This is a genomic window from Nocardia sp. NPDC052254, assembly GCF_040679495.1.
GTDB lineage: Bacteria > Actinomycetota > Actinomycetes > Mycobacteriales > Mycobacteriaceae > Nocardia.
This window is the reverse complement of record NZ_JBFAUW010000011.1, coordinates 125,358-149,602: the sequence shown is the minus strand read 5'-3', so window position 1 is coordinate 149,602 and position 24,245 is coordinate 125,358. Positions and strand designations below refer to the sequence as shown.

The window sequence follows — 24,245 nt, the reverse complement described above, 5'->3', positions numbered from 1 at the left end:
TGCAAATGAGGGTTACTATCAAAAAGTAGAAACATCCAACTGAACGGACATGTCATGAACTTGCGGGGATCGCGAATGACGTCTGCACCGCCCGGCGGCACGGCGGAGCGAGCGACGACACGAGGTGAGGCCGACGCGTCGGCCGGTGCCGCGCGCTGGCTCGCCCTCGGCGCGCTGGGGCTCGCGATGCTCACGATCGGTCTGGACACCACCGTGCTCGTGGTGGCCCTGCCCACCATGGCCATCGATCTGCACGCGAATACCGGTGCGCTGCAATGGTTCACCACCGCCTACACGCTGGCGCTGGCAGCGCTGATGCTGCCCGCCGGTGCGCTGGGTGATCGGTACGGCCGCAAGAAGTTCCTGCTCGGCGCACTGGTGATCTTCGGTGGTGCCTCACTGTGGTGCGCGCTGGCGACCTCGGCGGGAATGCTGATCGCGGCGCGTGCCGTTCTGGGTGTCGCGGCCGCCGCGATGATGCCACTGTCCATGGCGGTGCTGCCCAGCCTCTTCCCGGATCAGGCCGAACGTCAACGCGCACTGACGATCTGGGTGAGCTCGACCGCCCTCGGGCTGCCGCTGGGGCCGATCGTGGGCGGCTGGCTGCTGCAGCACTTCTGGTGGGGCTCGGTGTTCCTGATCAATGTGCCGCTGGTGATCGTGGGGGTGATCGCGGTCTTGATGCTGGTGCCGGAGACGCGCGGAGACAGCACATCTCGGATCGATCTGCTGGGTGTGGTGCTGTCGGCCGCGGGCATGCTGGGCTTCACCTACGGATTCATCCGGTTCGGCGAACAGGGCTGGGGTGACGGTACGGCCTGGTCGGCGGTGGCCGCCGGGGCCGTGCTGCTGGCCGGGTTCGCCGGATGGCAGCGCCGGGCCGCGCATCCGCTGGTCGATGTGGGATTGTTCGCCAAGCGCGGATTCGCCTGGGGCACCGCGTATTCGGTGTTCGTCAACTTCGCTATGTTCGGGATGTTCTTCACGGTTCCGCAGTACTTCCAGGCGGTGCTCGGGGTCGACACCCTCGGCAGCGGCCTGCGGTTGCTGCCCCTGATCGGCGGGATCGTGGTGGGAACGCGCGCGGTCGACAAGCTGCTGCCGAAACTGGGCGCGCGGGTGGTGCTCACCGCCGGTTTCCTGATCCTCGGCGCCGGACTGGCGATGGGGGCGATGATCCAGGTCGGCAGCGGCTACGGCTACACCGCCGCCTGGACGACCATCCTCGGCTTCGCCATGGGCATCGTCATGCCGGCCGGTATGGGGATGGCGATGGGTGAGCTCAGCGCCGAGCGGGCCGGATCGGGCTCGGCGCTGCTGCAGGCGCTGCGCCAGGCCGGCGGCACCATCGGCGTCGCGGTGCTCGGGACCGTACTGGCCACGCAATACCGCGCCGATCTGGGCTCCTACAACCACGAGCCGATCTCCGACGGTGTGAACGCGGGAGTCGCGACGGCCCGGGCGACCGGTGATTCGGGCATGCTCGAGCAGGTGCAGTCGGCCTTCGTCTCCGGTATGGGCGCGATGCTGTGGTTGTGCGCCGCGGTGTGTGTGCTGGCCGCCCTGCTCGCCGCTATCTTCACCCGGCGCGGGGAGGCGGCACCGGCTCCGGACGTGGATGCGGGACAATCGGTACATGTCGGCTGATTCGAAGACACAGGCCCATCCGGGAGCGGCCTCGCCCCGGATGGGCCTGCGTGAACGCAAGAAGCTTCGCACTCGCCGCACCATTCGCACCGAAGCGTTGAAACTCTTCGGGCAGCAGGGGTATTCGTCGACCACGATCGATCAGATCGCCGAGGCCGCCGATATCTCACCGAGCACCTTCTTCCGCTACTTCCCGTCCAAGGAACAGCTGGTGCTGGCCGATGATCTGGATCCGATCATGATCCACGCCATCGAATCCCAGCCCGCGGAGCTGGCCCCGCTGGCCGCGTTCCGTAAGGCCATGCACGACACCTTCGCGGCGCTGGACCCACAGGACTGGCAGTTCGAACAGGATCGGATGCGGCTGATCTACAACGAGCCGGAACTGCGCAGCGTGATCATGCAGGAGACCGAGCGCAATGTGGATCTGATCGCCGGGCTGCTCGCGCGGCGAATCGGCCGCCCCCCGGACGATTTCGAGGTGCGCGCTTTCTCCGGGGCGATGATCGGCGCCATGATGACCGCGTTCGGACGCGAGGGCCTGGATCTGGCGAAGGTGGATCGCATCGTCGAATTCATGGAAGCCGGAATGCCGCTGGGGCCGGTCGAGCCGTCCTGAGCCGGTCAGCGGGCGGTCAGATGCGCGGTGACGGTGTCGTCGGTCATGGTCGAGAAGAACTCCCCGATCACATCCTCGATGTGCGAGATCGACTCCGCGCAGTACAGCGTCGGCTGATAGTGGGTGATGTCGTAGGTCGCGGTGCCCATCTCGTGAATGTCCAACGGCCGCAGATTCGCGTCACGGAACTCCGCGATCTCACCGAAGGACGACAGCAGACCCGCACCGTAACAACGGATTTCGCCTGCTTCGCGCAGCACGCCGAATTCCATCGAGAACCAGAACACGTCGGCGAGGAACTTCAGCGCCGCCTCGGTCTCCAATCGCGCCACCGCCGCGCCCACCTCGGCGTAGACCGCCGCGAATCGTGGTGAGGCCAATTGATTGGCGTGCCCGATGATTTCGTGGATCGCATCCGGCTCCGGTGTGTAGAGCGGGGCGGAATGATGGCGGATGTACTGGGTGGAGTGGAAGGTCCGATCGGCGAAGGAGCCGAAAAACCGCCGCAGCGGCACCAGCCCGGCCGCCGGCGCGTAACGAAAACCGCTGAGCGGTACCAGTTTCGCCGTCACCTCGGCCAACTGCGGAATGTGATCGACGGGTAACCCCAGGCGCTGTTCGGCGGCCAGTACCTCCGCGCAGGCGTACTCCCGATGCCTGCGCAGCAGTTCGGCGGACACGATCCGCCACACCTGCTGTTCGGACTCGGTGTAGTCGATCCGCGGCAGCGGCTCACCCGCCCGGTAGTCGAGCGCCAGTGCCGCGATCGCGTTGCGCCGTTGCCGGTACTCCGGATCGTGCACGCCCGGATGCTCGTCACTCAGATGCACCGTCACATCGCCGTCGTCACCCGTGGTGACCGGCGAGTACAACTGACCTTCGCTGAACATGCCTCCAGGCAAGCACCACCGACCCGAACCGACAACAAACCCCGAGCAAACTGGACAAATTGCCTAGTTGTGGCCGTGGGATGGGTTGCCACAAGGCTGTGCCACAGCCTTTACCTGCACATATGCGAGAGCCGCCCGCACCGGATCGGTGCGGGCGGCTCTCGGGATTCGAACTGCGGGCCGGAATCAGCGGGCGAACAGCAGCGCTCGCTTGACTTCCTGGATGGCCTTGGTGACCTCGATGCCACGAGGGCACGCGTCGGTGCAGTTGAAGGTGGTGCGGCAGCGCCACACGCCCTCGACGTCGTTGAGGATGTCGAGGCGCTCGCGGGCGCCCTCGTCACGGCTGTCGAAGATGAAGCGGTGCGCGTTCACGATCGCGGCCGGGCCGAAGTAGCTGCCGTCGTTCCAGTAGACCGGGCACGAGGTGGTGCAGCAGGCACACAGGATGCACTTGGTGGTGTCATCGAAGCGGTGCCGGTCGGTCTGGGACTGGATACGCTCGCGGGTCGGCGCGTTGCCCGAGGTGATCAGGTACGGCTTCACCGCGCGGAACGCGTCGAAGAACGGCTCCATGTTCACCACGAGGTCCTTCTCCACGGGCAGGCCGCGGATCGGCTCGACGGTGACGGTGAGCTCCTTGCCGTTCTTGGGCAGCATGTCGCGCATGAGCACCTTGCACGCCAGCCGGTTGACGCCGTTGATCCGCATGGCATCGGAACCGCAGACGCCGTGCGCGCACGAGCGCCGGAAGGTGAGCGTGCCGTCCAGATAGGACTTGATGTACATGAGCACGTTCAGGAACCGGTCGGTAGGCAGCACCGGCACCTGGAACGAATCCCAATGCGCGCCCTTGTCGTCCTCGGGGTTGAACCGGGCGATCTTGACGGTCACCATGGTCGACCCGTCCGGCACCGGGGCGGGCTTCTGCCCGGCGGGGGCTTCGGCTACAGCAGTCATCAGTACTTACGCTCCATCGGCTCGTAACGGGTCTGCACGACCGGCTTGAAGTCGAGCTGGATATCGGCGATCAGCTCCGCCGGCTTACCTTCTTCGACCTGCTTGTACGCCATGGTGTGGCGCATGAAGTTGACGTCGTCGCGGTCGGGGTAGTCCTCGCGGGCGTGGCCGCCGCGCGATTCCTTGCGGTTGAGCGCACCCACGACGGTGACCTCGGCCAGCTCCAGCAGGAAGCCGAGTTCGACGGCCTCGAGCAGATCGCTGTTGTAGCGCTTGCCCTTGTCCTGCACGGTGATGTGCTGGTAGCGCTCCTTGAGTGCGTGGATATCGGTCAGCGCCGTCTTGAGGGTCTCCTCGGTGCGGAACACCGCCGCGTTGGCATCCATGGTGACCTGCAGGTCGGTGCGGATGTCGGCGACGCGCTCGCTGCCGTGGTCGCTCAGCAGCAGCGTCAGCCAGTCCTGCACCATCTGCGCCGGGTTGTCCGGCAGCTCGACGAATTCGGTGCGGTCGGCGTATTCCGCGGCGGCGATACCCGAGCGGCGGCCGAACACGTTGATGTCCAGCAGCGAGTTGGTGCCCAGGCGGTTCGAGCCGTGCACCGACACGCAGGCGCACTCACCGGCGGCGTACAGGCCGGGGACCACGTCGGTGTTGTTGCGCAGTACCTCGCCGCGGATGCGGGTCGGGATACCACCCATCACGTAGTGACAGGTCGGCATGACCGGCACCGGCTCCTGCACCGGGTCCACGCCCAGGTAGGTGCGGGAGAACTCGGTGATGTCGGGCAGCTTCTCCTCGAGCACGTCCTCGCCGAGGTGGGTCACGTCGATGAAGACGTAGTCCTTGTTCGGGCCGCCACCGCGACCCTCGAGGACCTCCTTGACCATCGACCGCGCCACGATGTCGCGAGGCGCGAGGTCCTTGATGGTGGGGGCGTAGCGCTCCATGAAGCGTTCACCGGAGGCGTTGCGCAGGATGCCGCCCTCACCGCGGACGGCCTCGGAGATCAGAATGCCCAGACCGGCCAGGCCTGTCGGATGGAACTGGTGGAACTCCATGTCCTCCAGCGGCAGGCCCTTGCGGAACACGATCGCCATACCGTCACCGGTCAGCGTGTGCGCGTTGGAGGTGGTCTTGTACATGCGGCCGGAACCGCCGGTGGCGAAGATGATCGACTTCGCGTGGAAGACGTGGATCTCACCGGTGGCCAGCTCGTAGGCGACCACGCCGGTGGCGACCGGACCGCGATCGGTCTCGCTCATCACCAGGTCCAGCACGTAGAACTCGTTGTAGAACTCGACGTCGTGCTTGACGCAGTTCTGGTAGAGCGTCTGCAGGATCATGTGGCCGGTGCGGTCGGCGGCGTAGCACGCGCGGCGTACGGGGGCCTTGCCATGGTCGCGGGTGTGGCCACCGAAACGGCGCTGGTCGATCTTGCCCTCGGGCGTCCGGTTGAACGGCAAGCCCATCTTCTCCAGATCGAGCACGGCGTCGATGGCCTCTTTGGCCATGATCTCCGCGGCGTCCTGGTCGACCAGGTAGTCACCACCCTTGACGGTGTCGAAGGTGTGCCATTCCCAGTTGTCTTCTTCGACGTTGGCCAGCGCGGCGCACATACCGCCCTGGGCGGCGCCGGTGTGGCTGCGCGTCGGGTACAGCTTGGTCAGCACAGCAGTGCGCGCCCGGGGGCCGGCCTCGATCGCCGCACGCATCCCCGCGCCGCCGGCACCGACGATGACCACGTCGTAGCGGTGCTCCTGAACCGGTCGAGATTCACTCATCGCGGAGGCGTTCCTAACTGATGTTGGGGTCGAAGGTGAAGATGACGTAGCTGCCCACGCCCATGATCAGGATCATCGCGACGACCAGCAGGGTCTTCAGCCAGAAGCGGGTGGAGTCCTTGCGGGAGTAGTCGTCGATGACGGTGCGCAGGCCATTGCCGCCGTGCAGCTGGGCCAGCCAGAGCATGGTCAGATCCCAGAACTGCCAGAACGGGCTCGCCCAGCGGCCGGCCACGAAGCCGAAGTTCAGTCGCTTCACGCCGCCGTCGAGCATCAGCATGATCGTCATGTGGCCCAGCACCAGCACGACCAGCAGCAGGCCGGAGAAGCGCATGAACAACCAGGCGTACTTCTCGAAGTTGTTGCCGGAGGTCCGCCGCGGCGAGCGCGGTGCGTCGAGGCTGGCGGGGCGATCGTAGGACTTGCCGATAACAGGTGCGGTCATATCAGTGCTCCGTCAGCAGGTAGAAGAACTGGCGGCCGACGCCGACGGCGGACACCACGATCCAGATCGCGAGCACGATCCACAGCATCAGGCGCTGGTACTTGGGGCCCTTGGACCAGAAGTCGACCAGGATCACGCGGATGCCGTTGAGCGCGTGGAACAGCACGCAGACGACCAGGCCCATCTCCATGAGGGCCACGATCGGGTTCTTGTAGGTCTCGATCGCCCGGTCGTAGGTGTCCGGGCTGACTCGCACCAGAGCGGTGTCGAGTACGTGGACGAACAGGAAGAAGAAGATCGTGACACCGGTGATCCGGTGCATCGCCCAGGACCACATTCCAGGGTCGCCGCGGTACAGAGTCTTCCGCTTCGGCTGAGCCGGAGCTTCCAGTGTGGTCGTCATAGAGTGCGGTGCCTCCAACGTCGTTGATGGACACGCCGGCGAGCCGGCAGTCGGATCCGGTCGCAGACCCGGCGTACGCCGCTGAGCCACTGAATCTGGAGAAACACCAGCTCAAATCGTGCGCTGACATCCGGAGGCGATGGCCGGCGGTGCGCTGCCAAACCTGGACCGATCTGTGGAGAACTCTAATCCCCGGCGATTCGCGGAACTAATTCGGCGTGCCGCGCGTTGACCTTCTGATCAGTGAGTTAGGTTTGCCTTGCCTGAATCTTTGACTACCTCGCGACGCCATTTCTACGCTGTCATATCGGCTGTTCGAGTGGAGGTCCGTTATGCCAGAAATTGATTGGAATTCCCTGCGCAGCAACGCATTTCATGTTATGCGCAATGCGTATGCGCCCTACTCGGAGTTTCCGGTGGGTGCCGCTGCTCTCACTCTCGACGGGCGAATTGTGAGCGGCTGCAATGTGGAAAATGTCTCATACGGCCTCGGTCTCTGTGCTGAAACTGTACTCGTCGGTAACTTTTGTTCTTCGGGTGGTGGCCGGTTGCTGGCGATTTCCGTATGCGACTCGCGCGGCGCTGTTCTGATGCCGTGCGGGCGCTGCCGGCAGGTGCTCTACGAGCACGGCGGCCCGGATCTGCGTATCGACCACCGCGCCGGCCCGGTCGCGCTGGCGAGTTTGCTGCCCGATGCCTTCGGCCCCGACGACCTGGCTGTCGGCCGGCAATGATGTGAATTTCCGCACCCATTCGTCGAATTCCCGGTAGTTGCGGCCCGATTCGGTTCGCGCATCCATGACCATCCCTCCCGTGACCCCCGGTGATAGCGCGACCGTATCGCGGACCACCGACATACTCGGCCGGGCCGCCTCGGCCGCGGTGATCTGGAAGGATTTCCGAAATGACGCAGGCGCATTCGGCGGTGTCGGTGATCGCGGCCAAACGCGATGGTGCGGCCCTCGGCGACGATCAGATCGACTGGGTGATCGACGCTTTCACCCGCGGCGCGGTCGCGGATGAACAGATGGCGGCGCTGGCGATGGCGATCGTCTGGCGGGGCATGGATCGGCGCGAGCTGTCGCGGTGGACCGCGGCGATGATCGCGTCGGGGCAGCGGATGGATTTCACCGATCTGCCGCGGCCCACCGTGGACAAGCACTCCACCGGCGGGGTCGGCGACAAGATCACGCTGCCGCTCGCACCGCTGGTGGCCGCGTGTGGTGCGGCCGTACCGCAGCTGTCCGGGCGTGGGCTGGGGCACACCGGCGGCACCCTGGACAAACTCGAGTCCATTCCGGGCTGGAAGGCCGACCTCGCGCCCGGGCCGATGCGCGAGATCCTCGCCGATCCGGAAATCGGGGCCGTGATCTGCGCGGCCGGTGCCGATCTCGCACCCGCCGACAAACGCCTGTATGCCCTGCGCGATGTCACCGGGACGGTGGAATCGGTCCCGCTGATCGCGAGTTCGATCATGAGCAAGAAGATCGCGGAGGGTACCGGTGCGCTGGTACTCGACGTCAAGGTCGGCAGTGGCGCATTCATGAAGAAACTCGGCGACGCCACCGAACTGGCCACGGCGATGGTCGAATTGGGGGCCGACGCCGGGGTGCGGACGGTCGCCCTGCTGACCGCGATGGACACCCCGCTCGGCCGGACGGCCGGTAATGCCCTCGAGGTCGCCGAGGCGGTGGAGGTGCTGGCCGGGGGAGGGCCGGCGGATGTCGTCGATCTCACCGTCGCATTGGCGCGGGAAATGGTGACGCAAGCGGGAATTCGTGATGTCGATCCGGCCGATGTGCTGTCCGGCGGCCGCGCCATGGACCACTGGCGCGCGATGATCGGTGCGCAGGGTGGTGATCCCGCCGCGCCGCTGCCGCGCGCCCGGCACGCCGAAACCGTTGTGGCACAGGAAACCGGTGTACTCACCCGGCTCGACGCACTCGCGGTCGGCCTCGCGGCCTGGCGGCTCGGCGCCGGTCGCGCTCGCCAGGGTGACCCGGTGCAATACGGAGCCGGAATCGAAATGCATCGCAAGCCGGGGGAATCGGTGACGCGGGGCGACGCTCTGTTCACCGTGCACTCCGATGACGAATCGCTCGTTCCGGCAGCCGTGGCGGTGCTGCGCGACGGGTACGACATCGGGTCCGAACCGCCGCCCGTGATGCCCGTGATCCTCGATCGCATCGGCGATTGAGGCCGCCTGTCCGCTGAGGCTCGCCTGCTGCCTCGCTCGCGGCGTTCCGCACCCCGGATATGGTCGCCCCGCACGTCGTCCGGCCGCCCATGCGCCGTCCGGTACCGGACGGCGGTGTCGCGCCCGGCGGATCGCTCTCCGGCCGGCCGATGTGCCCGCGTCTTTCCGGCGAGCGCGATGTGACCGAGCAACATGCGGGCCACACCGGGGCAACGACTTTCCGGCGATTGCATGCACACCGGGAAAGTCGCCTGCGCGAAGCCGCGAATGCCGATAGCGTCGTTACATGACTGGACCGATGCCTTTGACTCTCGCCTCGATCCGCCAGGCCCCCAAGGCCGTGTTGCACGACCACCTCGACGGTGGCCTGCGCCCCGCGACCGTGCTGGAGCTGGCCGCGGAATGCGGATACGACGAGCTACCGGCCGACGACGCCGAATCGCTGGGCCGCTGGTTCCGCGAGGCGGCCGACAGCGGATCGCTGGAACGATATCTGGAAACCTTCGCTCATACCGTGGCGGTCATGCAGACGCCCGAGGGGCTGCGCCGGGTAGCCCGCGAATGTGCCCTCGACCTCGCCGCCGACGGTGTGGTGTACGCGGAGGTCCGGTTCGCGCCCGAACAGCATCTCGACCGTGACCTGACCCTCGACGAGGTCGTCGAGTACACGCTGGCCGGTTTCCGGGAAGGTGAACGGCTCGCCGCCGAGGCCGGCACCCCGATTCGGGTGACGTGCTTGCTCACCGCCATGCGCCACGCCGCCCGCTCCCGCGAGATCGCCGAACTGACGGTGCGTTTCCGGGATCGCGGGGTGGGGGGATTCGATATCGCCGGCGCCGAGGCGGGCTATCCGCCCTCGCGCCATCTGGACGCCTTCGAGTACATGCGGGCCAACTGCGCGCAGTTCACCATCCATGCCGGCGAAGCCTTCGGCCTGCCCTCGATCCACGAGGCACTGGCCTTCTGCGGATGTGACCGGCTCGGGCACGGGGTGCGCATCACCGACGACATCTTCGACAACGGCGGTGCCGAGCCCACTCTCGGGCTGGTGGCGAATTATGTTCGCGACAAACGGATTCCGCTGGAGCTGTGTCCCTCGTCCAATGTGCAGACCGGTGCGGTGCCCGCACTGGACAAGCACCCGTTCGATCTGCTGGCCCGGCTGCGGTTCCGGGTCACGGTCAACACCGACAACCGGCTCATGAGCGATACCGACATGAGCCGGGAGATGCTGAAGCTGGCCGACACCTTCGGCTACGGCTGGAGCGATCTGGAACGGTTCACCATCAACGCCATGAAATCGGCGTTCATCCCGTTCCCGGACCGGCTGCGCATCATCGACGAGGTGATCAAACCGGGCTACGCGGTTCTGATCGGATAGGCCGCGCGCCCGGTCCGGGTACGGCGCCTATTCGCGCTGCAGCCGGCTCTCGAATGCCTGCTCGAGGCCCCGCCAGCCCTCCGCTTCCGCGGTGAACGGCGGGCTCGGGGCCATCCGGCTCGGGTCCGGCTCCAGCAGATAGGACACGTACCAGCCCAGCGGCGTCGACTTCGCCAATGCCTGCTCGACGCCGTCGTCGCCCACGTAATCGGCTGCGTCGGTGAACAATTCGACCGCCAGGTCGAGCTGGTCGAGATCGACGGATTTGGGTCCCTGGCCGAGGTCGTCGGCCAGGCCCGGCAGTACGTAGATGTTCTCCTCGGTGACCTCGACCTCGAGCGAGCCGTCCACGGCCGCTGTCCGCACCTCGCCATAGGTGCTGACGCGGGCCAGATCGTGATCGTGATCGTCGGCCAGATAGCGGGCCAGAGCGCGCTCGGATCCGAAGACGGTGATGTTGCCCTCCTTGCCCAGGAAGACCGGCTCGTCGTCGAGATAGCAACGCAGCGTGAAGAATTCGCCCTCGGAGGTGACGATCTTGACGGGGTCGATACCGACCTCGTTCCAGAACGTCTCGTCCTCGTCGTCTTCGTCTTCGCTGTCTTCGTCCTCGGTGTCGTCCTCGTCGAGATCGACCTGCTCGATATCGTCGTCGTCGGTGTCGACCGCGTCCTCGGCGTCGACGACGTTCTCCTCGGCCGCCAGCATCTCGGCCTCGGCGACGGCGAGCGCCTCGGCGTCCACGTCCGGCGAGGCGACCACCGAATCGATGGCGTCGATGACCTGGTCCCAGTCCTTGGCGATCGCGTTGCCGACCTGGTCCCAGAGCTGCTCACCCTCGCGGCCCACGAAGGCCGTCACACCGGCCGGCAGGGCGCCGAGGATCGGATGCGAGCCGAAGAACTTCGTCACGACCTCGAGTTCGCACACCTCACCGATGGTGCGGACCATCTCGAGGGTTTCCTCGAGCTCGGCGAGGTTGTCCGGGTCGGGCTCGCCGGCCGCGAGTTCGGGCACCCCGACGAGGTCGAAGACATGCTCCTCGTGCGGCTCCAGCTGGGCTGCCGACAATCCGACGATGACCTTCCAGGACGGATGGTCGACGAGGTCGTTGTCGTCGTCGGTACGAATGAACGCGGCCAGCTCCGCGGGCGTATCGAACCCGTACAGCTTGTCCTCGTGCCCGAGGAATGCCTCCCACTCGTCGTCACCGTCGCGCCAGCGTGGTGCCCACAGGGTGACCAGATCGCCGTCGGTGAGACCGAGCTCGATCGGGACGATGTCTCCAGAAGCCATGACCGAAAGCCTATCGAGCCGTAGCGTGTGGCACTATTCGGCCCGCCCCGCAACGTTTCCCGATTCGGGCGCGGTGAAGGCCGAATTCAGCGTGGAGACCACTTCCGAGCGCTGTTCGCCCGCATTCTGGGCCGCCTGCTGGCAGGCCCAGATGATCAGCTGGCCCACTTCGGCGGGCGATTGGGAGGTCACGTTCTCCGAGAGGGTGAGCCCGACCATGGCGCCGTCGCTGTCGACCTCGACGCCGACCGAGCCGTCCTCGGAGGTGAAACGCCCCCGGACGTTCTTGAGGTTGTAGAGCGCGGCCTCGAGGGCCTCCAGCTTGTCCGTCGCCGCGGCGACGAGCGCATCCATTTCCGCGCTCACAGTGCCTGCCTTCCGGTAGATGCAACGCTCATACGGGCCTCATCCAGCTGGTGGGGCCGGTGTCCTCGTCGTCCATGCGGTCGAGTTCGTCGACGGCTTCCTGCCGGGTGGGCAGGCCGAGCTTCGCCAGGATCTCGGGAGGCATTCCGGATTCGGCGAGCAGTTCGCGCCGACGAGCCTTCGCGACGATGGCCGACCGCTTGGTCAGGCGCAGGATTTCGGTGGCCAGAGCCTGTGCGCCGTAACGATATTCGCTGCGTTCGAACTTGATCTCCACCGGGATGCCCTGATCGGTGGCTCGCACACTGATGGTGCCTGCGCGATTGGCGCTGGCGGCGACCGTGACGCTCGGGATCTGCTGTTGCTGCGGCCGGCTCATGAAGTCGGCCTGTAGAACCCGTGGAACGCCATTCCCATGTTCTCCGTTCGAATCGAGTCGATCTGTACCGGATCGCCGGCCTCGACCATCTGTCCGTTGCCGACGACCATCGCGACGTGACCGTCCCAGATGGCCAGGTCGCCCGGCTCCACATCGCCGGGGCTGACCGGTGTCGCGCCCTGGCTCTGATCACAGGCCAGCCGCGGTAGGTCCACACCGGCTTCGCCGTAGGCCCATTTGGTCAGGCCGCTGCAGTCGAGGCCCGAGCCCGGGGTGTTGCCGCCCCAGACATACGGCGTGCCGCACGCGCTGATCGCCGATTTGACCGCGGTGGCGGCCTTCTGGTTGGGAGCCTCGACCTGACTGCCGTCGGGCAGGGTGATCATGACGCCGCCGTGCTTGCCGGGTTTGTCGGCACCGGGCTGGTTCGCGCCGGGAGTCTTCCCGCCGGAGTGCGACTTCGACGAGGTGGCCATGCTGGCCGGGCTGGTCATACTGCCCATCATCGAGCCGCCGGTGGACATCAGCCCGCTCATCATGGAGGAGGCCTGCTGCACACCGGTACTCACCATCGGCGCCGCGGCCGCGGCGGCGGGCGCCACCGGAGTACCGGCCACCGACGGGGTGGACGGCGGCGGGGTGAGCTCCGACATGGACGCGGTGTGGGTGTCGAGTTCGGTACGCACCCGCCCGACCACACCCAGTGCCTGGCCGAAATGGTCGATCGCGGAGTTCACCACGGTGACCAGCCCGGGCGGCGTGGTCACCGCGGGACCGAGCGCCTGGACCGAGCCGACGAACGACTGCACGATCCCGTCGAGTTCCTTCTGGCCGGTCTGCACCGACGTCGCGGCCTGGCTGACCACATCGGCCATGTCGTTGCCGCGGTCGGAGATCGAGGCGGCCGAGGTCTGTACCTTCATCGCCTTGTCCATCGCGGCGTCCCCGCCGCGGCCGTTCCAGGCGTTGGTCATCTGATTGATGCTCGAGCTGCCGGCCTGGTGGACACCGTCGAGGTGGGTGGACACCTGCCGCAGCGCATCGGCGGGACCGTCGGCGGGCAGTACTCCCGAGCCGAAACTGGTGAGCAGGTCGATGAGCGGCTTGGCGAGTACGTCCAGGTCGATCACGCCGGTCATGCGAGTTCGCCCTCGATGGCCCCCAGTCCGGCAGCACCTTCGGCATCGGTGCCGGAATAGGTGGTCGCGGCGCCCGCGGCGGCGGCACCCATACTGCCCATCACGGCGCCCAATTGACTGATCCCCGCGACGTGTCCGGCGTGGGCTGCGGCGTAGGTGGCGACGAAATCACCCCCGATCAGCCCCATGATCGGTCCGAGTAGGAGTGGGTCCGCACCGGCGGCGTGCGCGGCGGCGAAGCCCATGTCACCGGCCAGGCCCGTTGCTGTGGCACCGTAGGCGGCGACGCCCTCGGTGTCGACCGAGATCTTGTGCATCAACATCCCCCATCGTGCTGGTCTGGTGGCAGATTACGTCATCCGAGTAGTTCGACGCATGCCTCCGCGCAACGGTTCCCTCTCCGATTGCGGAAATCTGCCTTCGGTTCCGATCCCGAACCCCGACAGACCTTATCGTTCCTTCATGCGTACGCATATCGTGGATCACCCGCTGACGGCGACCCTGCTGACGACCATGCGCGATGCCCGCACTCCGAACGCAGGTTTCCGGGCCGCACTGGCCGACCTGACCGGATTCCTCGTCTACGAGGCATTACGTGAAGTCCCGCTCCGAACCTTCGATATCGATACTCCGGTGGCGAGGACCCAGGGGGCCAGGCTGGCGCAGCCGCCGCTGCTGGTGCCGGTGCTGCGGGCCGGACTCGGCATGGTCGACGCCGCCAGCGCGCTGATACCGGAATCCCGGGTGGGTTTCGTCGGCATGGCGCGCGACGAGCGCACCCATCGGCCGGTGCCGTACATGGAATCGCTTCCGGCCGATCTGTCCGGGTTGCCGGTATTCGTCCTCGACCCCATGCTGGCGACCGGCGGCTCCATGTGCCACACGCTGAGTCTGCTGGTCGACCGTGGCGCCACCGATATCACCTCGGTCTGCGTGGTGGCCGCGCCGGAGGGCATAGCCGCACTGGAGAATTCGGGATTCCCGGTGCGGCTGGTGACCGCGGCCGTCGATGACCGGCTCAACGACGATGCCTTCATCGTGCCCGGACTGGGCGATGCGGGCGACCGTCAGTTCGGCCCGAGACAGGGCTGACGGTCACCCGGTCACAATCGCTCGCAGAATTCGCGTAGCTCCGAAAGCCGTTGCGCGGCAAGCTGTTTCGCTTCGGCGAGCCGCTCGGGTCCCGGGACCGGTACCACGACCTCCAGATAGCATTTGAGCTTGGGTTCGGTACCGGAGGGCCGGATCACGATCCGCTGCCCGCCGCCGTCGAAGATCAGCGCGTCGGTGCGCATCCGGCCGCGAGCTGTCGACAGATCGGTACTCGTCACCGGCACGCCGGCGATCCGATCCGGTGGTGTGTCGCGCAGGCGGGCAACGACTTGCGCCGCGGCGGCGGAATCCGCCAGCCGCAGCGACACCTGATCACCGGCGTGCAGGCCGAATTCGACCGCGTATCCGTCGAGGGTCTCGGTCAGGTCGCTGCCCGCCTCCGCCAGGCGCGCGGTGAGATCCGCGGCGGCCACCGCGGCGGTGATGCCGTCCTTGTCGCGCACCGCCGCCGGGTCCACGCAGTGGCCGATGGCCTCCTCGTAGGCGTAGACCAGGCCGTCTCCGGCACGCGCGAGCCATTTGAAACCGGTGAGCGTTTCGGCGTACCGGGCGCCCCGGGCGGCAGCCAGTGCGCCGAGCAGCCGCGAGGACACCACGGTCGTGGCGACCAGGGCGTCGGGTTCCGCGTGCCGCAGTACGTAATCGGCCAGCAGGACGCCGGTTTCGTCGCCGCGCAGCATCCGCCATCCCCGCGGCCCGCGTACCGCCAGGGCGCAGCGATCGGCGTCCGGGTCGAGGGCGACGGCGAGATCGGCGTCGGCCTCCTCCGCGAGTTTCAGCAGCAGATCCGCCGCACCGGGTTCCTCGGGATTGGGAAACGAGACCGTCGGGAAGTCCGGATCCGGATCGAATTGTTCGGCCACCACGTGCACATCGGGGAAGCCCGCCGCGGCCAGGGCCGCCACCGCGGTCTCGCCGCCCACACCGTGCATCGGGGTGAGCGCGATTCGTATCCGCCTGCGCCGGGCGATGATTCGATCGTCGGCGGGGCCGCCGACGATCGAAGGAATCGCGGCCGCGCGAGTCAGATAGCGATGCAGCAGTTCCTCGCCGAGTTCGGCGGGACCGGCGTCACCGGGCAACGACAGCAGCGAGGGTGACGGGGCGGCGGGCGCGGTGCGGGCGATCGGTTCGGTGACCGCGTCGATGCAGCGCTCGATCTCCTGGTCCGCGGGCGGAATCAGCTGGGAGCCGCCGTCGAGATAGAGCTTGTAACCGTTGTCGGTGGCCGGATTGTGCGAGGCGGTGATCTGCACCCCGGCCACCGCGCCCAGTTCCCGCACCGCGAAGGCGAGTACCGGTGTGGGTAACGGCCGCGGCAGGGCCAGGACCGAGAATCCGGCGGCCGCGAAGACTTCCGCGGTGACGGCGGCGAATTCCGCCGAGCCGTGCCGCGCGTCGCGCCCCACCAGCACCAGCCCGCCACCTAGGCAGCGACCCCGAAGCCATTCGGCCACACCGGCACTCGCGCGTGCCACCGTGCCGGTGTTCATCCCGTCGGGGCCGTCCGTCATCGGGCCGCGCAGACCCGCTGTCCCGAATCGCAACATGTCGCCTGCCTACATCCGCTCCAGCACGCCGCGCAGCAGTTTGCCCAATCTCGGTGCCGCGGCCTGTCCTTCGGCCAGCACCTCCTGATGCGACAGCGGTGCACCGGTCACGCCGGCGGCGAGGTTGGTGACCAGCGAGATGCCCAGCAGACGCAATCCCAGCGACCGTGCCGCGATCGCCTCCAGCACGGTCGACATGCCCACCAGGTCCGCGCCCATACCGCGCAGCATGCGGATCTCCGCGGGGGTCTCGTACTGTGGCCCGTGCAGCCCGGCGTACACCCCCTCGGTCAGCGAAGGGTCGACTTCGGTTGCCAGCGTGCGCAATCCGGGATCCCAGGCATCGACCAGATTGACGAAGGTGGCGCCGGTCAGCGGCGTGTGCCCGGTCAGATTGAGGTGGTCGGCGATCAGTACCGGATCGCCCACCCGCATACCGTCGCGGATCCCGCCCGCGGCATTGGTGAGGACCACCGTCTCCGCGCCCGCCGCGGCCGCGGTGTGGACCGCGTGGACGACCCGCTGTGGTTCGTAGCCCTCGTAGAGATGCTGGCGTCCCATCATCAGCAGGACCGGCGTCTCGCCGACCGTCACCGAATGCACGATGCCCTGATGCCCCTGGGCCGTCGGTGGCTCGAATCCCGGGATCTCGCCCATCGGGATCGATGTCCGCGGGGTCGCGATCTCGGCGGCGGCGGATTGCCAGCCGGATCCGAGGATCACCGCGACCCGGTGGTGAGGTACTTCCGTACGTGTGGCGATCGCCTCGGCGGCCTGTTCGGCAAGCATGCGCCCACGATAGTGCGCGCGGGGGCGTGCCGGGTGCCGCGCGCCGGACGCATTCGTCGGCCGCCGCGCGCGCGGGCCGGGGTCGGGGGCAGGATGGTGCCTGTGCGCGAACTCGTGGTCCTCGGTACTGCCAGCCAGGTCCCGACCCGCCGGCGCAATCACAACGGATATCTGCTGCGCTGGGATGGTGACGGACTGCTCTTCGATCCGGGCGAGGGTACCCAGCGCCAGATGTTGTACGCGGGGGTCTCGGCCGGTGGCATCACCCGTATCTGCCTGACCCACTTCCACGGTGACCACTGCCTGGGCCTGCCCGGTGTGCTGGCGCGACTGAATCTGGATCAGGTCACGCATCCGGTCGACATCTGCTTTCCGGGGTCGGGTGCGGAGCTGCTCGCGCATCTGCGCGGTGTCGTACCCGATTTCGCCGGTCTGCGTGAGCATCCCGTCACGGCCGACGGTCCGGTGGCCCTGGCGGAGGCGCCCTTCGCGTTCGAGGCGGTACGGCTGGCCCACCGTGTCGACACCTTCGGCTACCGCCTCATCGAACCCGACGGGCATCGGTTCCTGCCGGACCGGCTGGCCGAATTCGGTGTGGCCGGACCCGCGATCGGGCGGTTGCAGCGTGCGGGTTCGGTGCGAACCGACGACGGCCGGACGATCACCGTGGACCAGGTGTCGGCCGCCCGGCCCGGACAACGTTTCGCGTTCGTCATGGACACCCGGATGTGTTCGGGCGTGGAGGAATTGGCCGAGGGCGCCGATATGCTCGTGATCGAGTCGACCTTCCTGGAGGCGGAAACGCAGCTGGCGCACGACTTCGGTCATCTCACCGCCGGGCAGGCCGCGAAGGTCGCCGCGGCGGCCGGGGTGCGGACGCTGGTCCTGACGCACTTCTCCCAGCGATACGGCGATCTGGCGGGACATCACGACGAGGCGCGGCGCTATTTCGACGGGGATCTGGTCATCGCCGAGGATCTGATGCGGGTACCGGTTCCCGCTCGCCGGTGAGCCGGCCGTCGCTGCGCAACCCGACTCGTCGGTAACTTCGGTGGGGGTGCGGTGTCGCACTCCATTTCTCCCTGCATATTCTCTGCCTATGCCGTACTTGGACCGTGACGGGGACGTATTCGTGCTCTACCTCGGCAACGAGGGACAGACCGACAGCGAGAACCGCTTCCATCCCGACTGGATCGACGAATTCCACGACCGGCTGGATCAGGTCGAGGCCGCCGAGGGACAGGCCGCGCTGGTGACGGTGGCGACCGGGAAGTTCTTCAGCAACGGCCTCGACACCGACTGGCTGTTCGCGAACATGGACCGGATGCACTGGTATCTGGACCGGGTGCATTCGATGTTCAGCCGGTTGCTGACCTTCGGTATGCCGACGGTCGCCGCGCTGAACGGACATGCCTTCGGTGCCGGTGCCATGCTCGCCACCTCGCAGGATTTCCGGGTGATGCGCGCCGATCGCGGTTACTGGTGCCTGCCGGAGGTGCATCTGGGCATGCCGTTCACGGTGGCGATGAACGCGCTGGTCACCGAGCGGCTGACCAATCAGGTCGCACTCGATGCCATGACCACCGGCCGCCGCTACGGCGCCGCCGACGCCCTCGCCGCCGGAATCGTCGATCAGCAGGCCGACGCCGACCGGGTACTGGCCGACGCGGTCGCGCGCGCCGCCGCGCTGGCGGGTAACCGCAAGCCGAATCTGCCGGTCATCAAGCGCGCCCTGCACGCGCGGGCGCTGGCCGGGTTGACCACCCCGACCACTCCGGAGAACCTCGCCTTCGGCAGCTGACAACCCGATGATCATCGCGGGGCGTTCAGTGCGAGACTGGATGCCATGCCACGCAGCGGGGACGATCGCAGCTGGAGCCGCCAGTCCGGGAATCGGCCCACGGGCGGCGGTTGTGTGCGTGCGGACGGCCTCGGTGCCGATACGTCCGGAACCGAGGACGCGGACCGGGCCACCGCGCCCGATCCCGCGCTGATCGCGGCGGCCGACGATGCGTTGTCGGCCGCCGAACCGGAGCTGATCGAGCTCTCCCATGCCATCCACGCCGAACCGGAGCTCGCGTTCAACGAGTTCCGCAGCGTGCACAAGACGCTGATCCCGCTGCGGGCTCGCGGGTTCCACATCGAGACCCCGGTCGCCGACCTCGACACCGCCTTCGTCGCCACCTACGGCAGCGGTGAACTGGTGGTGGGCATCTGTGCCGAATACGACGCGCTGCCCGAGATCGGACATGCCTGCGGGCACAACATCATCGCCGCGTCCGCCGTGGGGGCGGCGCTGGCGCTGGCCGCGGTGGCCGATCGATGCGCGATCACGGTGAAGGTGTTCGGTACCCCGGCCGAGGAGAGCGGCGGCGGCAAGGTCCTGATGCTCGAGCGCGGCGTGTTCGACGGCGTCGCGATGGCGATGATGGTGCATCCGGGACCCTTCGACATCGTGGCCGCGCGATCGCTGGCGCTGGCGGATCTGTCGGTCACCTTCCACGGCCGTGAGGCCCATGCCAGCGCCGCGCCCGAATACGGACGCAACGCCGGTGACGCCGTCACGGTCGCGCAGGTCGCGCTGGGTCTGCTGCGTCAGCATCTGCGGCCCGGCCAGCAACTGCACGGTATAGTCGAATCGGGTGGTGTTGCCCCGAATATCGTGCCCGGCTTTGCGGAACTGCTGTACTACCTGCGGGCAGACGACGCCGCATCCCTCGACGATCTGCGACAGCGCGCCTCGGCCTGTTTCGAGGCGGGAGCGCTGGCAACCGGATGTACTCATGAGATCCGGGCGCTGGCGCCCACATATACCGAGCTCACACCGGACCCCGCACTACTGTGTGCCTACCGCGAGCAGATCATCGGTATGGGTCGCATACCGCTCGCGCCGGAGCTGGAGGCAGCGCGGCCGCTCGGCAGTACGGATATGGGCAATGTCACCAACGCCATTCCCGGGATTCATCCGGTGATCGGTATCGACGCCAACGGCGCGGTGACACACCAGCGGGAATTCGCTGCGGCGGCCGTGACGCCGTCGGCCGATCTCGCCGTGATCGACGGGGCACGTGCCCTGGCACGGACCGCGATCCGGATCGCGGGCGATCAACTACACAGGGACAGGTTGTTGGGGCGCAGTATTCGGCGACAGGAGGATATTCGGTGAGCACGATCGGCCGGTCACCGGCGGGCCGCGAGGACGATGCCGCGGAGGGTGACTCCGCGAGTACCGGCGTTCCCGCCGCGGCGAGCCACCAGGCGACGACCACGGGCCTGCCCGGGCGCCCGTCCGGTTCGGCGGCGGGCCCGGACGCGGGCACCTGTCGCCACACCGGACTCGCGACCGGACGGCAGAGCGAGGTCGCGGCCGGGCAGGCCGTCGTCGAGTCCTGGCTGCGCGAACACGGTGACGACCTCATCGGCTGGCGGCGCCACATCCACGCCAACCCGGAACTGTCCCGGGCCGAGCACGCGACCACCGAATTCGTCGAGTCGTGGCTGGTCAAGGCCGGCCTGGAACCGCGCAAACTGCCCACCGGAAACGGCTTGATCTGCGATATCGGCCCATCCGGTCCACGGCTGGCGCTGCGCGCGGACATGGATGCGCTGCCGCTGCAGGAGTACACCGGCCGTCCCTTCGCCTCGACCGTGCCCGGTGTGTCGCATGCCTGCGGTCACGACGCGCACACCGCGATCCTGCTCGGCACCTGCCTCGCGCTGGCCGAACTCGACCAGCTCCCGGTGGGCGTGCGGCTGGTCTTCCAGCACGCGGAGGAGGTCATGCCGGGCGGCGCCATCGACATGGTCGCCGCGGGCGCGATGGACGATGTTTCGCGAGTCTTCGCACTGCACTGTGATCCGCGGCTCGAGGCCGGCCGGATCGGCGTACGGGTCGGTGCCATCACCTCCGCCGCCGACACCGTCGAACTGGTACTGGACTCACCGGGCGGGCACACCTCACGACCGCATCTCACCAGCGATCTGGTCTACGCCATCGGCACCGTCATCACCGGATTGCCCGGTCTGCTGAGTCGTCGTATCGATCCGCGGACCAGCACGGTCATGGTGTGGGGTGCGGTATCGGCGGGCAAGGCGCCCAATGCCATTCCACAGACGGGCATGCTCACCGGAACCGTCCGTACCGGTGATCACGCCACCTGGTCGCTGCTCGAGCCGATGGTCCGTGAGATCGTCGAAGGCCTGCTCGCGCCGACCGGCGTGCGGTATCAGCTGAACTACAAGCGCGGGGTGCCCCCGGTGGTCAACGACGAATTCTGCACCCGGATGTTCGAGGACGCGATTCTCGGCCTGGGCCCGGACGCGCTGTCGGACACCCCGCAGTCCGGTGGTGGCGAGGATTTCTCCTGGTACCTCGAGGAGGTGCCCGGCGCGATGGCTCGTCTCGGCGTGTGGTCGGGAGAGGGCCCGCAGCTCGACATCCACCAGCCGACCTTCGATATCGACGAGCGCGCACTCGCCGCCGGGGTCCGGGTCATGACCAATCTGGTACTACAGGCACGCTGACCGGCAGGTCTTCCGGCCGTGGTCGGCCCGCCGTACGCGGCGGGCCGACCGGCTACATCGAGCCGAAGGTGCCCGGCCCCACGTTGCGGCTGTTGCGGGTACGCAGTGCGTGCACGTATTCGGATGGGGCACCGGCCTTTTCGGCCGCATCGGCGATCACGCCGATATAGCGCGCCGAGGGCAGTCCGCCCTCGTAGGCATCCAGTACGTACAACCACGCCAGGACCGGCTGGGTTCCGGTGCCCGAATTCGGCGAGACCCGCAGGCGGATCTTCTTGTGGATCCCGAAATCCGAACCCTCCCACCGATCGAGACTCTCCTCGTCCTCGGCGGAGACGTCGTAGAGCACGACGAACACCCGGGAACCGGGATCCTCGACCACTGTCGCCAGCGGCCCCTCCCAGCCGATGTCATCGCCGGCGAAGGTCAGGCGCCACCCCTCCAACCAGCCCGTTCCGTAGACGGGGGAGTGCGGACAGCGCTTGAGCATCTGCTCCGGGTCCATATTGGATCCGTAGGCGGCGTATATCGGCACCTGGCAAGAGTATCGAATGTACGGACTGCTTGTTTCGAACCGGCTCTGTTCGGGGCCCGGCGAGGGCCGCACATGTCCGGCGATCGACGAGAAGGTGACACGCGCAACCTCACCCGTGGTGCGGTCAAAACTGTGGGGATCAGGACCGATAACGTTGACGGCAGTGCCGGAGATCCCGGCCGCACAGCTCGGTAGCGGAGGTACACATGGCCCGCATAGCAATCATCGGGGGTGGCCCCGCCGGCTACGAGGCGGCGCTGGTGGCGGCTCAGCACGGAGCCACCGTCACGGTGATCGACTCCGACGGTATCGGTGGTGCGTGCGTGCTGTGGGATTGTGTTCCGTCCAAGACCTTCATCGCCTCGACCGGTGTGCGCACCGATCTGCGCCGGGCCCGTGACCTGGGTATCACCGTGCACATGGCGCAGGCCCAGGTGCGGCTGTCGGAGGTCAACTCGCGAGTCAAGGCGCTCGCACAGGCCCAGTCCTCCGATATCCGCTCGAAACTGCAGGCCGCCGGGGTCACCATCCTCAACGGCAGTGGCCGGCTGATCGACCAGATCCCCGGCCTGGCCACCCATTTGGTGCGCGCGACCCTCGCCGACGGCACCGAGCGGGTGATGGAGGCCGAGGTGGTGCTGATCGCCACCGGAGCCAGCCCGCGGGTGCTGCCCGGCGCCGAACCCGACGGTGAGCGCATTCTCACCTGGCGCCAGCTGTACGACATCGCGGAACTGCCGGAAACGCTGGTGGTGGTCGGATCGGGTGTCACCGGCGCCGAATTCGTCTCCGCCTACACCGAAATGGGCGTCAAGGTGAAGCTGGTGTCCAGCCGCGACCGGATGATGCCCGGCGAGGATGCCGACGCCGCGCTGGTCCTGGAGGACGCTCTCGCCGAACGCGGCGTGGAACTGGTGAAACAGGCCCGCGCCGATGCCGTCGAGCGCACCGCCGACGGCATCGTGGTGAAACTGTCCGACGGGCGCACCGTCACCGGCACCCACGCGCTGATGACCGTCGGGTCCACGCCCAATACCCACGATCTGGGGCTGGAACGAATCGGCATCGAACTCGATCGCAGTGGCTACCTGCGGGTGGACCGTGTCTCCCGCACCGCGGTGCCCGGGATCTACGCCGCCGGTGACTGCACCGGGCTGCTACCACTCGCCTCGGTCGCGGCCATGCAGGGCCGGATCGCGATGTACCACGCACTCGGCGAGGGAGTGCAGCCGATCCGCTTGAAGACGGTCGCCTCGGCGGTCTTCACCCGTCCCGAGATCGCGACCGTCGGTGTCAGCCAGACCTCGATCGACAACGGCGAGGTCCCCGCCCGCACGGTGATGCTGCCGCTCAACACCAACCCGCGCGCCAAGATGTCGGGACTGCGCCGCGGTTTCGTGAAGATCTTCTGCCGCCCCGCCACCGGCGTGGTGATCGGCGGCGTGGTGGTCGCCCCCATCGCATCGGAACTGATCCTGCCGATCGCGCTCGCGGTCCAGAACAATCTCACCGTCAACGACCTGGCGCAGACCTTCTCGGTGTACCCGTCGTTGTCCGGATCGGTGACCGAAGCGGCCCGGCAGCTGATGCGCCACGACGACTTGGACTGAATCCGCTGAATCCTCTGCGTCGGCTTCGCCGCCGCGGGTTTCGGCCCCTTGTGCCTCGATTTTTCACCCCTCCGGTCAGTCGCTGCGCTCCCTCCCTCCGTCGCTCCACAATCGAGGCGGGCCGAAACCATCGGGGTGCACGGTCTCGGGAAGGTGAGCCGGGGCGGATGTGTCGGGACAGGTGTGCGGAGGTACGCCTGTTGGGGTGGGCGAACCGGGGCACAGGTCCGGCGATGGCCAGCCGGGGCGGATGTTCTCGGGACAGGTGCGCGGAGGTAGCCCTGTCGACGTGGGCGAGCCCGGGCGAACGTCCGCCGATGGGCCAGTCGGGGCGGATGTCTCGAGATGGGCGAATCGGGAGTGGGCATCTCGGGATGGGGAACGGGGACGGTCGGCTCTGTCGTGGAAGTGTTTGTGTCAGTGGGCCACTCGCGCTCGATCGCGGTGATCGGGGTGCGCAATTGTGCCGCCGAAGCGGGGGCGAACTCGGCGTTGTCCGGGGGTTCTCCGAGTGTTCGTGTGGCCTTCCCAGGGATGCGAAACATCCCTGTTGCCTGGATTCTGTTCGTATGGTTCACTTCCCGCAGAGATGTCACTGTCGGGTAGTCGGCGGCGTCC

General features: G+C 67.4%; 23 protein-coding genes and 1 pseudogene. 11 read left to right on the top strand and 13 right to left on the bottom strand.

Annotated features, from left to right (window positions below):
* The first annotated feature begins 75 nt into the window (after positions 1-75).
* Entirely contained in the window at positions 76-1,647 is a 1,572-nt protein-coding gene (locus tag AB0L57_RS25405) for an MFS transporter (RefSeq protein WP_364966882.1), read from the top strand.
* Entirely contained in the window at positions 1,637-2,266 is a 630-nt protein-coding gene (locus tag AB0L57_RS25400; RefSeq protein ID WP_364966880.1) for a TetR family transcriptional regulator, read from the top strand. The genes AB0L57_RS25405 and AB0L57_RS25400 overlap by 11 nt, the downstream gene beginning before the upstream one ends.
* Before the next feature lie 5 nt (positions 2,267-2,271).
* On the opposite strand, the gene AB0L57_RS25395 is transcribed toward AB0L57_RS25400, so the two are convergent.
* The 5 genes from AB0L57_RS25395 to sdhC all read right to left on the bottom strand — a co-directional run bounded on the left by AB0L57_RS25395 (position 2,272) and on the right by sdhC (position 6,748).
* Positions 2,272-3,156: a phenylalanine 4-monooxygenase gene (locus AB0L57_RS25395; RefSeq protein ID WP_364966878.1), complete on the bottom strand. Its 885-nt coding sequence runs from the start codon at positions 3,154-3,156 to the stop codon at positions 2,272-2,274.
* A 186-nt stretch (positions 3,157-3,342) separates the two neighbouring features.
* Positions 3,343-4,116 carry a succinate dehydrogenase iron-sulfur subunit gene (locus AB0L57_RS25390; RefSeq protein WP_364966875.1) on the bottom strand — a complete coding sequence of 258 codons (774 nt, stop codon included), beginning with the start codon at positions 4,114-4,116 and terminating at the stop codon, positions 3,343-3,345.
* Positions 4,116-5,900 (bottom strand): succinate dehydrogenase flavoprotein subunit, encoded by a 1,785-nt coding sequence (sdhA, locus tag AB0L57_RS25385; RefSeq protein ID WP_364966872.1) that lies wholly within the window; start codon positions 5,898-5,900, stop codon positions 4,116-4,118. Before sdhA ends, AB0L57_RS25390 begins: the two co-directional genes overlap by 1 nt.
* 13 nt (positions 5,901-5,913) lie before the next feature.
* Positions 5,914-6,345, bottom strand: coding sequence for a succinate dehydrogenase hydrophobic membrane anchor subunit (locus AB0L57_RS25380; RefSeq protein WP_364966869.1), 432 nt, complete (start codon positions 6,343-6,345; stop codon positions 5,914-5,916).
* A 1-nt stretch (position 6,346) separates the two neighbouring features.
* Positions 6,347-6,748 carry a succinate dehydrogenase, cytochrome b556 subunit gene (gene sdhC, locus AB0L57_RS25375; protein ID WP_364966866.1) on the bottom strand — a complete coding sequence of 134 codons (402 nt, stop codon included), beginning with the start codon at positions 6,746-6,748 and terminating at the stop codon, positions 6,347-6,349.
* Between the two features lie 332 nt (positions 6,749-7,080).
* Here sdhC and AB0L57_RS25370 point away from each other — a divergent pair, with 332 nt between their 5' ends.
* The 3 genes from AB0L57_RS25370 (at position 7,081) to AB0L57_RS25360 (ending at position 10,326) form a co-directional block, all read left to right on the top strand.
* Positions 7,081-7,482, top strand: a complete 402-nt coding sequence (locus tag AB0L57_RS25370; protein ID WP_364966863.1) for a cytidine deaminase — start codon at positions 7,081-7,083, stop codon at positions 7,480-7,482.
* A 170-nt stretch (positions 7,483-7,652) separates the two neighbouring features.
* Complete coding sequence (locus AB0L57_RS25365; protein ID WP_364966860.1) at positions 7,653-8,945, top strand: thymidine phosphorylase; 1,293 nt, start codon at positions 7,653-7,655, stop codon at positions 8,943-8,945.
* Between the two features lie 286 nt (positions 8,946-9,231).
* Entirely contained in the window at positions 9,232-10,326 is a 1,095-nt protein-coding gene (locus AB0L57_RS25360) for an adenosine deaminase (protein WP_364966858.1), read from the top strand.
* Between the two features lie 27 nt (positions 10,327-10,353).
* Here AB0L57_RS25360 and AB0L57_RS25355 read toward each other — a convergent pair whose 3' ends face one another.
* Genes AB0L57_RS25355 through AB0L57_RS25335 form a run of 5 tightly spaced genes read right to left on the bottom strand, consistent with a single transcriptional unit; the run spans position 10,354 to position 13,829 of the window.
* The gene (locus AB0L57_RS25355; protein ID WP_364966855.1) at positions 10,354-11,622 is read right to left on the bottom strand and encodes a primosomal protein; all 1,269 of its coding nucleotides are present in this window, start codon (positions 11,620-11,622) and stop codon (positions 10,354-10,356) included.
* Between the two features lie 33 nt (positions 11,623-11,655).
* A complete protein-coding gene (locus tag AB0L57_RS25350) occupies positions 11,656-11,988 on the bottom strand; it encodes a YbaB/EbfC family nucleoid-associated protein (RefSeq protein WP_364966853.1) in 333 nt (110 codons plus the stop codon).
* A 28-nt stretch (positions 11,989-12,016) separates the two neighbouring features.
* On the bottom strand, positions 12,017-12,367 hold the full coding sequence (locus AB0L57_RS25345; RefSeq protein ID WP_364966851.1) for a hypothetical protein: 351 nt from the start codon (positions 12,365-12,367) through the stop codon (positions 12,017-12,019).
* Entirely contained in the window at positions 12,364-13,506 is a 1,143-nt protein-coding gene (locus tag AB0L57_RS25340; RefSeq protein WP_364966848.1) for an NlpC/P60 family protein, read from the bottom strand. Before AB0L57_RS25340 ends, AB0L57_RS25345 begins: the two co-directional genes overlap by 4 nt.
* Positions 13,503-13,829 (bottom strand): type VII secretion target, encoded by a 327-nt coding sequence (locus tag AB0L57_RS25335; RefSeq protein WP_364966845.1) that lies wholly within the window; start codon positions 13,827-13,829, stop codon positions 13,503-13,505. Before AB0L57_RS25335 ends, AB0L57_RS25340 begins: the two co-directional genes overlap by 4 nt.
* Before the next feature lie 139 nt (positions 13,830-13,968).
* Here AB0L57_RS25335 and upp point away from each other — a divergent pair, with 139 nt between their 5' ends.
* The gene (gene upp / locus AB0L57_RS25330; protein ID WP_364966842.1) at positions 13,969-14,598 is read left to right on the top strand and encodes a uracil phosphoribosyltransferase; all 630 of its coding nucleotides are present in this window, start codon (positions 13,969-13,971) and stop codon (positions 14,596-14,598) included.
* An 11-nt stretch (positions 14,599-14,609) separates the two neighbouring features.
* Here the strand turns inward: upp and AB0L57_RS25325 are convergent, their stop codons facing one another.
* Positions 14,610-16,169 (bottom strand): phospho-sugar mutase, encoded by a 1,560-nt coding sequence (locus AB0L57_RS25325; RefSeq protein WP_364966839.1) that lies wholly within the window; start codon positions 16,167-16,169, stop codon positions 14,610-14,612.
* A gap of 9 nt (positions 16,170-16,178) precedes the next feature.
* The gene (locus AB0L57_RS25320; protein ID WP_364966836.1) at positions 16,179-16,958 is read right to left on the bottom strand and encodes a purine-nucleoside phosphorylase; all 780 of its coding nucleotides are present in this window, start codon (positions 16,956-16,958) and stop codon (positions 16,179-16,181) included.
* Between the two features lie 96 nt (positions 16,959-17,054).
* Between AB0L57_RS25320 and AB0L57_RS25315 the strand changes: the two genes are divergently transcribed.
* From AB0L57_RS25315 to AB0L57_RS25300, 4 genes are all read left to right on the top strand, one after another.
* Entirely contained in the window at positions 17,055-17,969 is a 915-nt protein-coding gene (locus AB0L57_RS25315) for a ribonuclease Z (protein ID WP_364967055.1), read from the top strand.
* 88 nt (positions 17,970-18,057) lie between these two features.
* Positions 18,058-18,759 carry an enoyl-CoA hydratase-related protein gene (locus AB0L57_RS25310; protein WP_364966833.1) on the top strand — a complete coding sequence of 234 codons (702 nt, stop codon included), beginning with the start codon at positions 18,058-18,060 and terminating at the stop codon, positions 18,757-18,759.
* A gap of 189 nt (positions 18,760-18,948) precedes the next feature.
* A complete protein-coding gene (locus tag AB0L57_RS25305) occupies positions 18,949-20,124 on the top strand; it encodes a M20 family metallopeptidase (protein ID WP_364967052.1) in 1,176 nt (391 codons plus the stop codon).
* A 227-nt stretch (positions 20,125-20,351) separates the two neighbouring features.
* On the top strand, positions 20,352-21,482 hold the full coding sequence (locus AB0L57_RS25300; protein WP_364967049.1) for a M20 family metallopeptidase: 1,131 nt from the start codon (positions 20,352-20,354) through the stop codon (positions 21,480-21,482).
* 52 nt (positions 21,483-21,534) lie between these two features.
* On the opposite strand, the gene AB0L57_RS25295 is transcribed toward AB0L57_RS25300, so the two are convergent.
* Complete coding sequence (locus tag AB0L57_RS25295; RefSeq protein WP_364966831.1) at positions 21,535-22,017, bottom strand: gamma-glutamylcyclotransferase; 483 nt, start codon at positions 22,015-22,017, stop codon at positions 21,535-21,537.
* Between the two features lie 200 nt (positions 22,018-22,217).
* Between AB0L57_RS25295 and AB0L57_RS25290 the strand changes: the two are divergent.
* Positions 22,218-23,627, top strand: a pseudogene (locus tag AB0L57_RS25290) (NAD(P)H-quinone dehydrogenase); the annotation flags it as partial.
* Between the last annotated feature and the right edge of the window lie 618 nt (positions 23,628-24,245).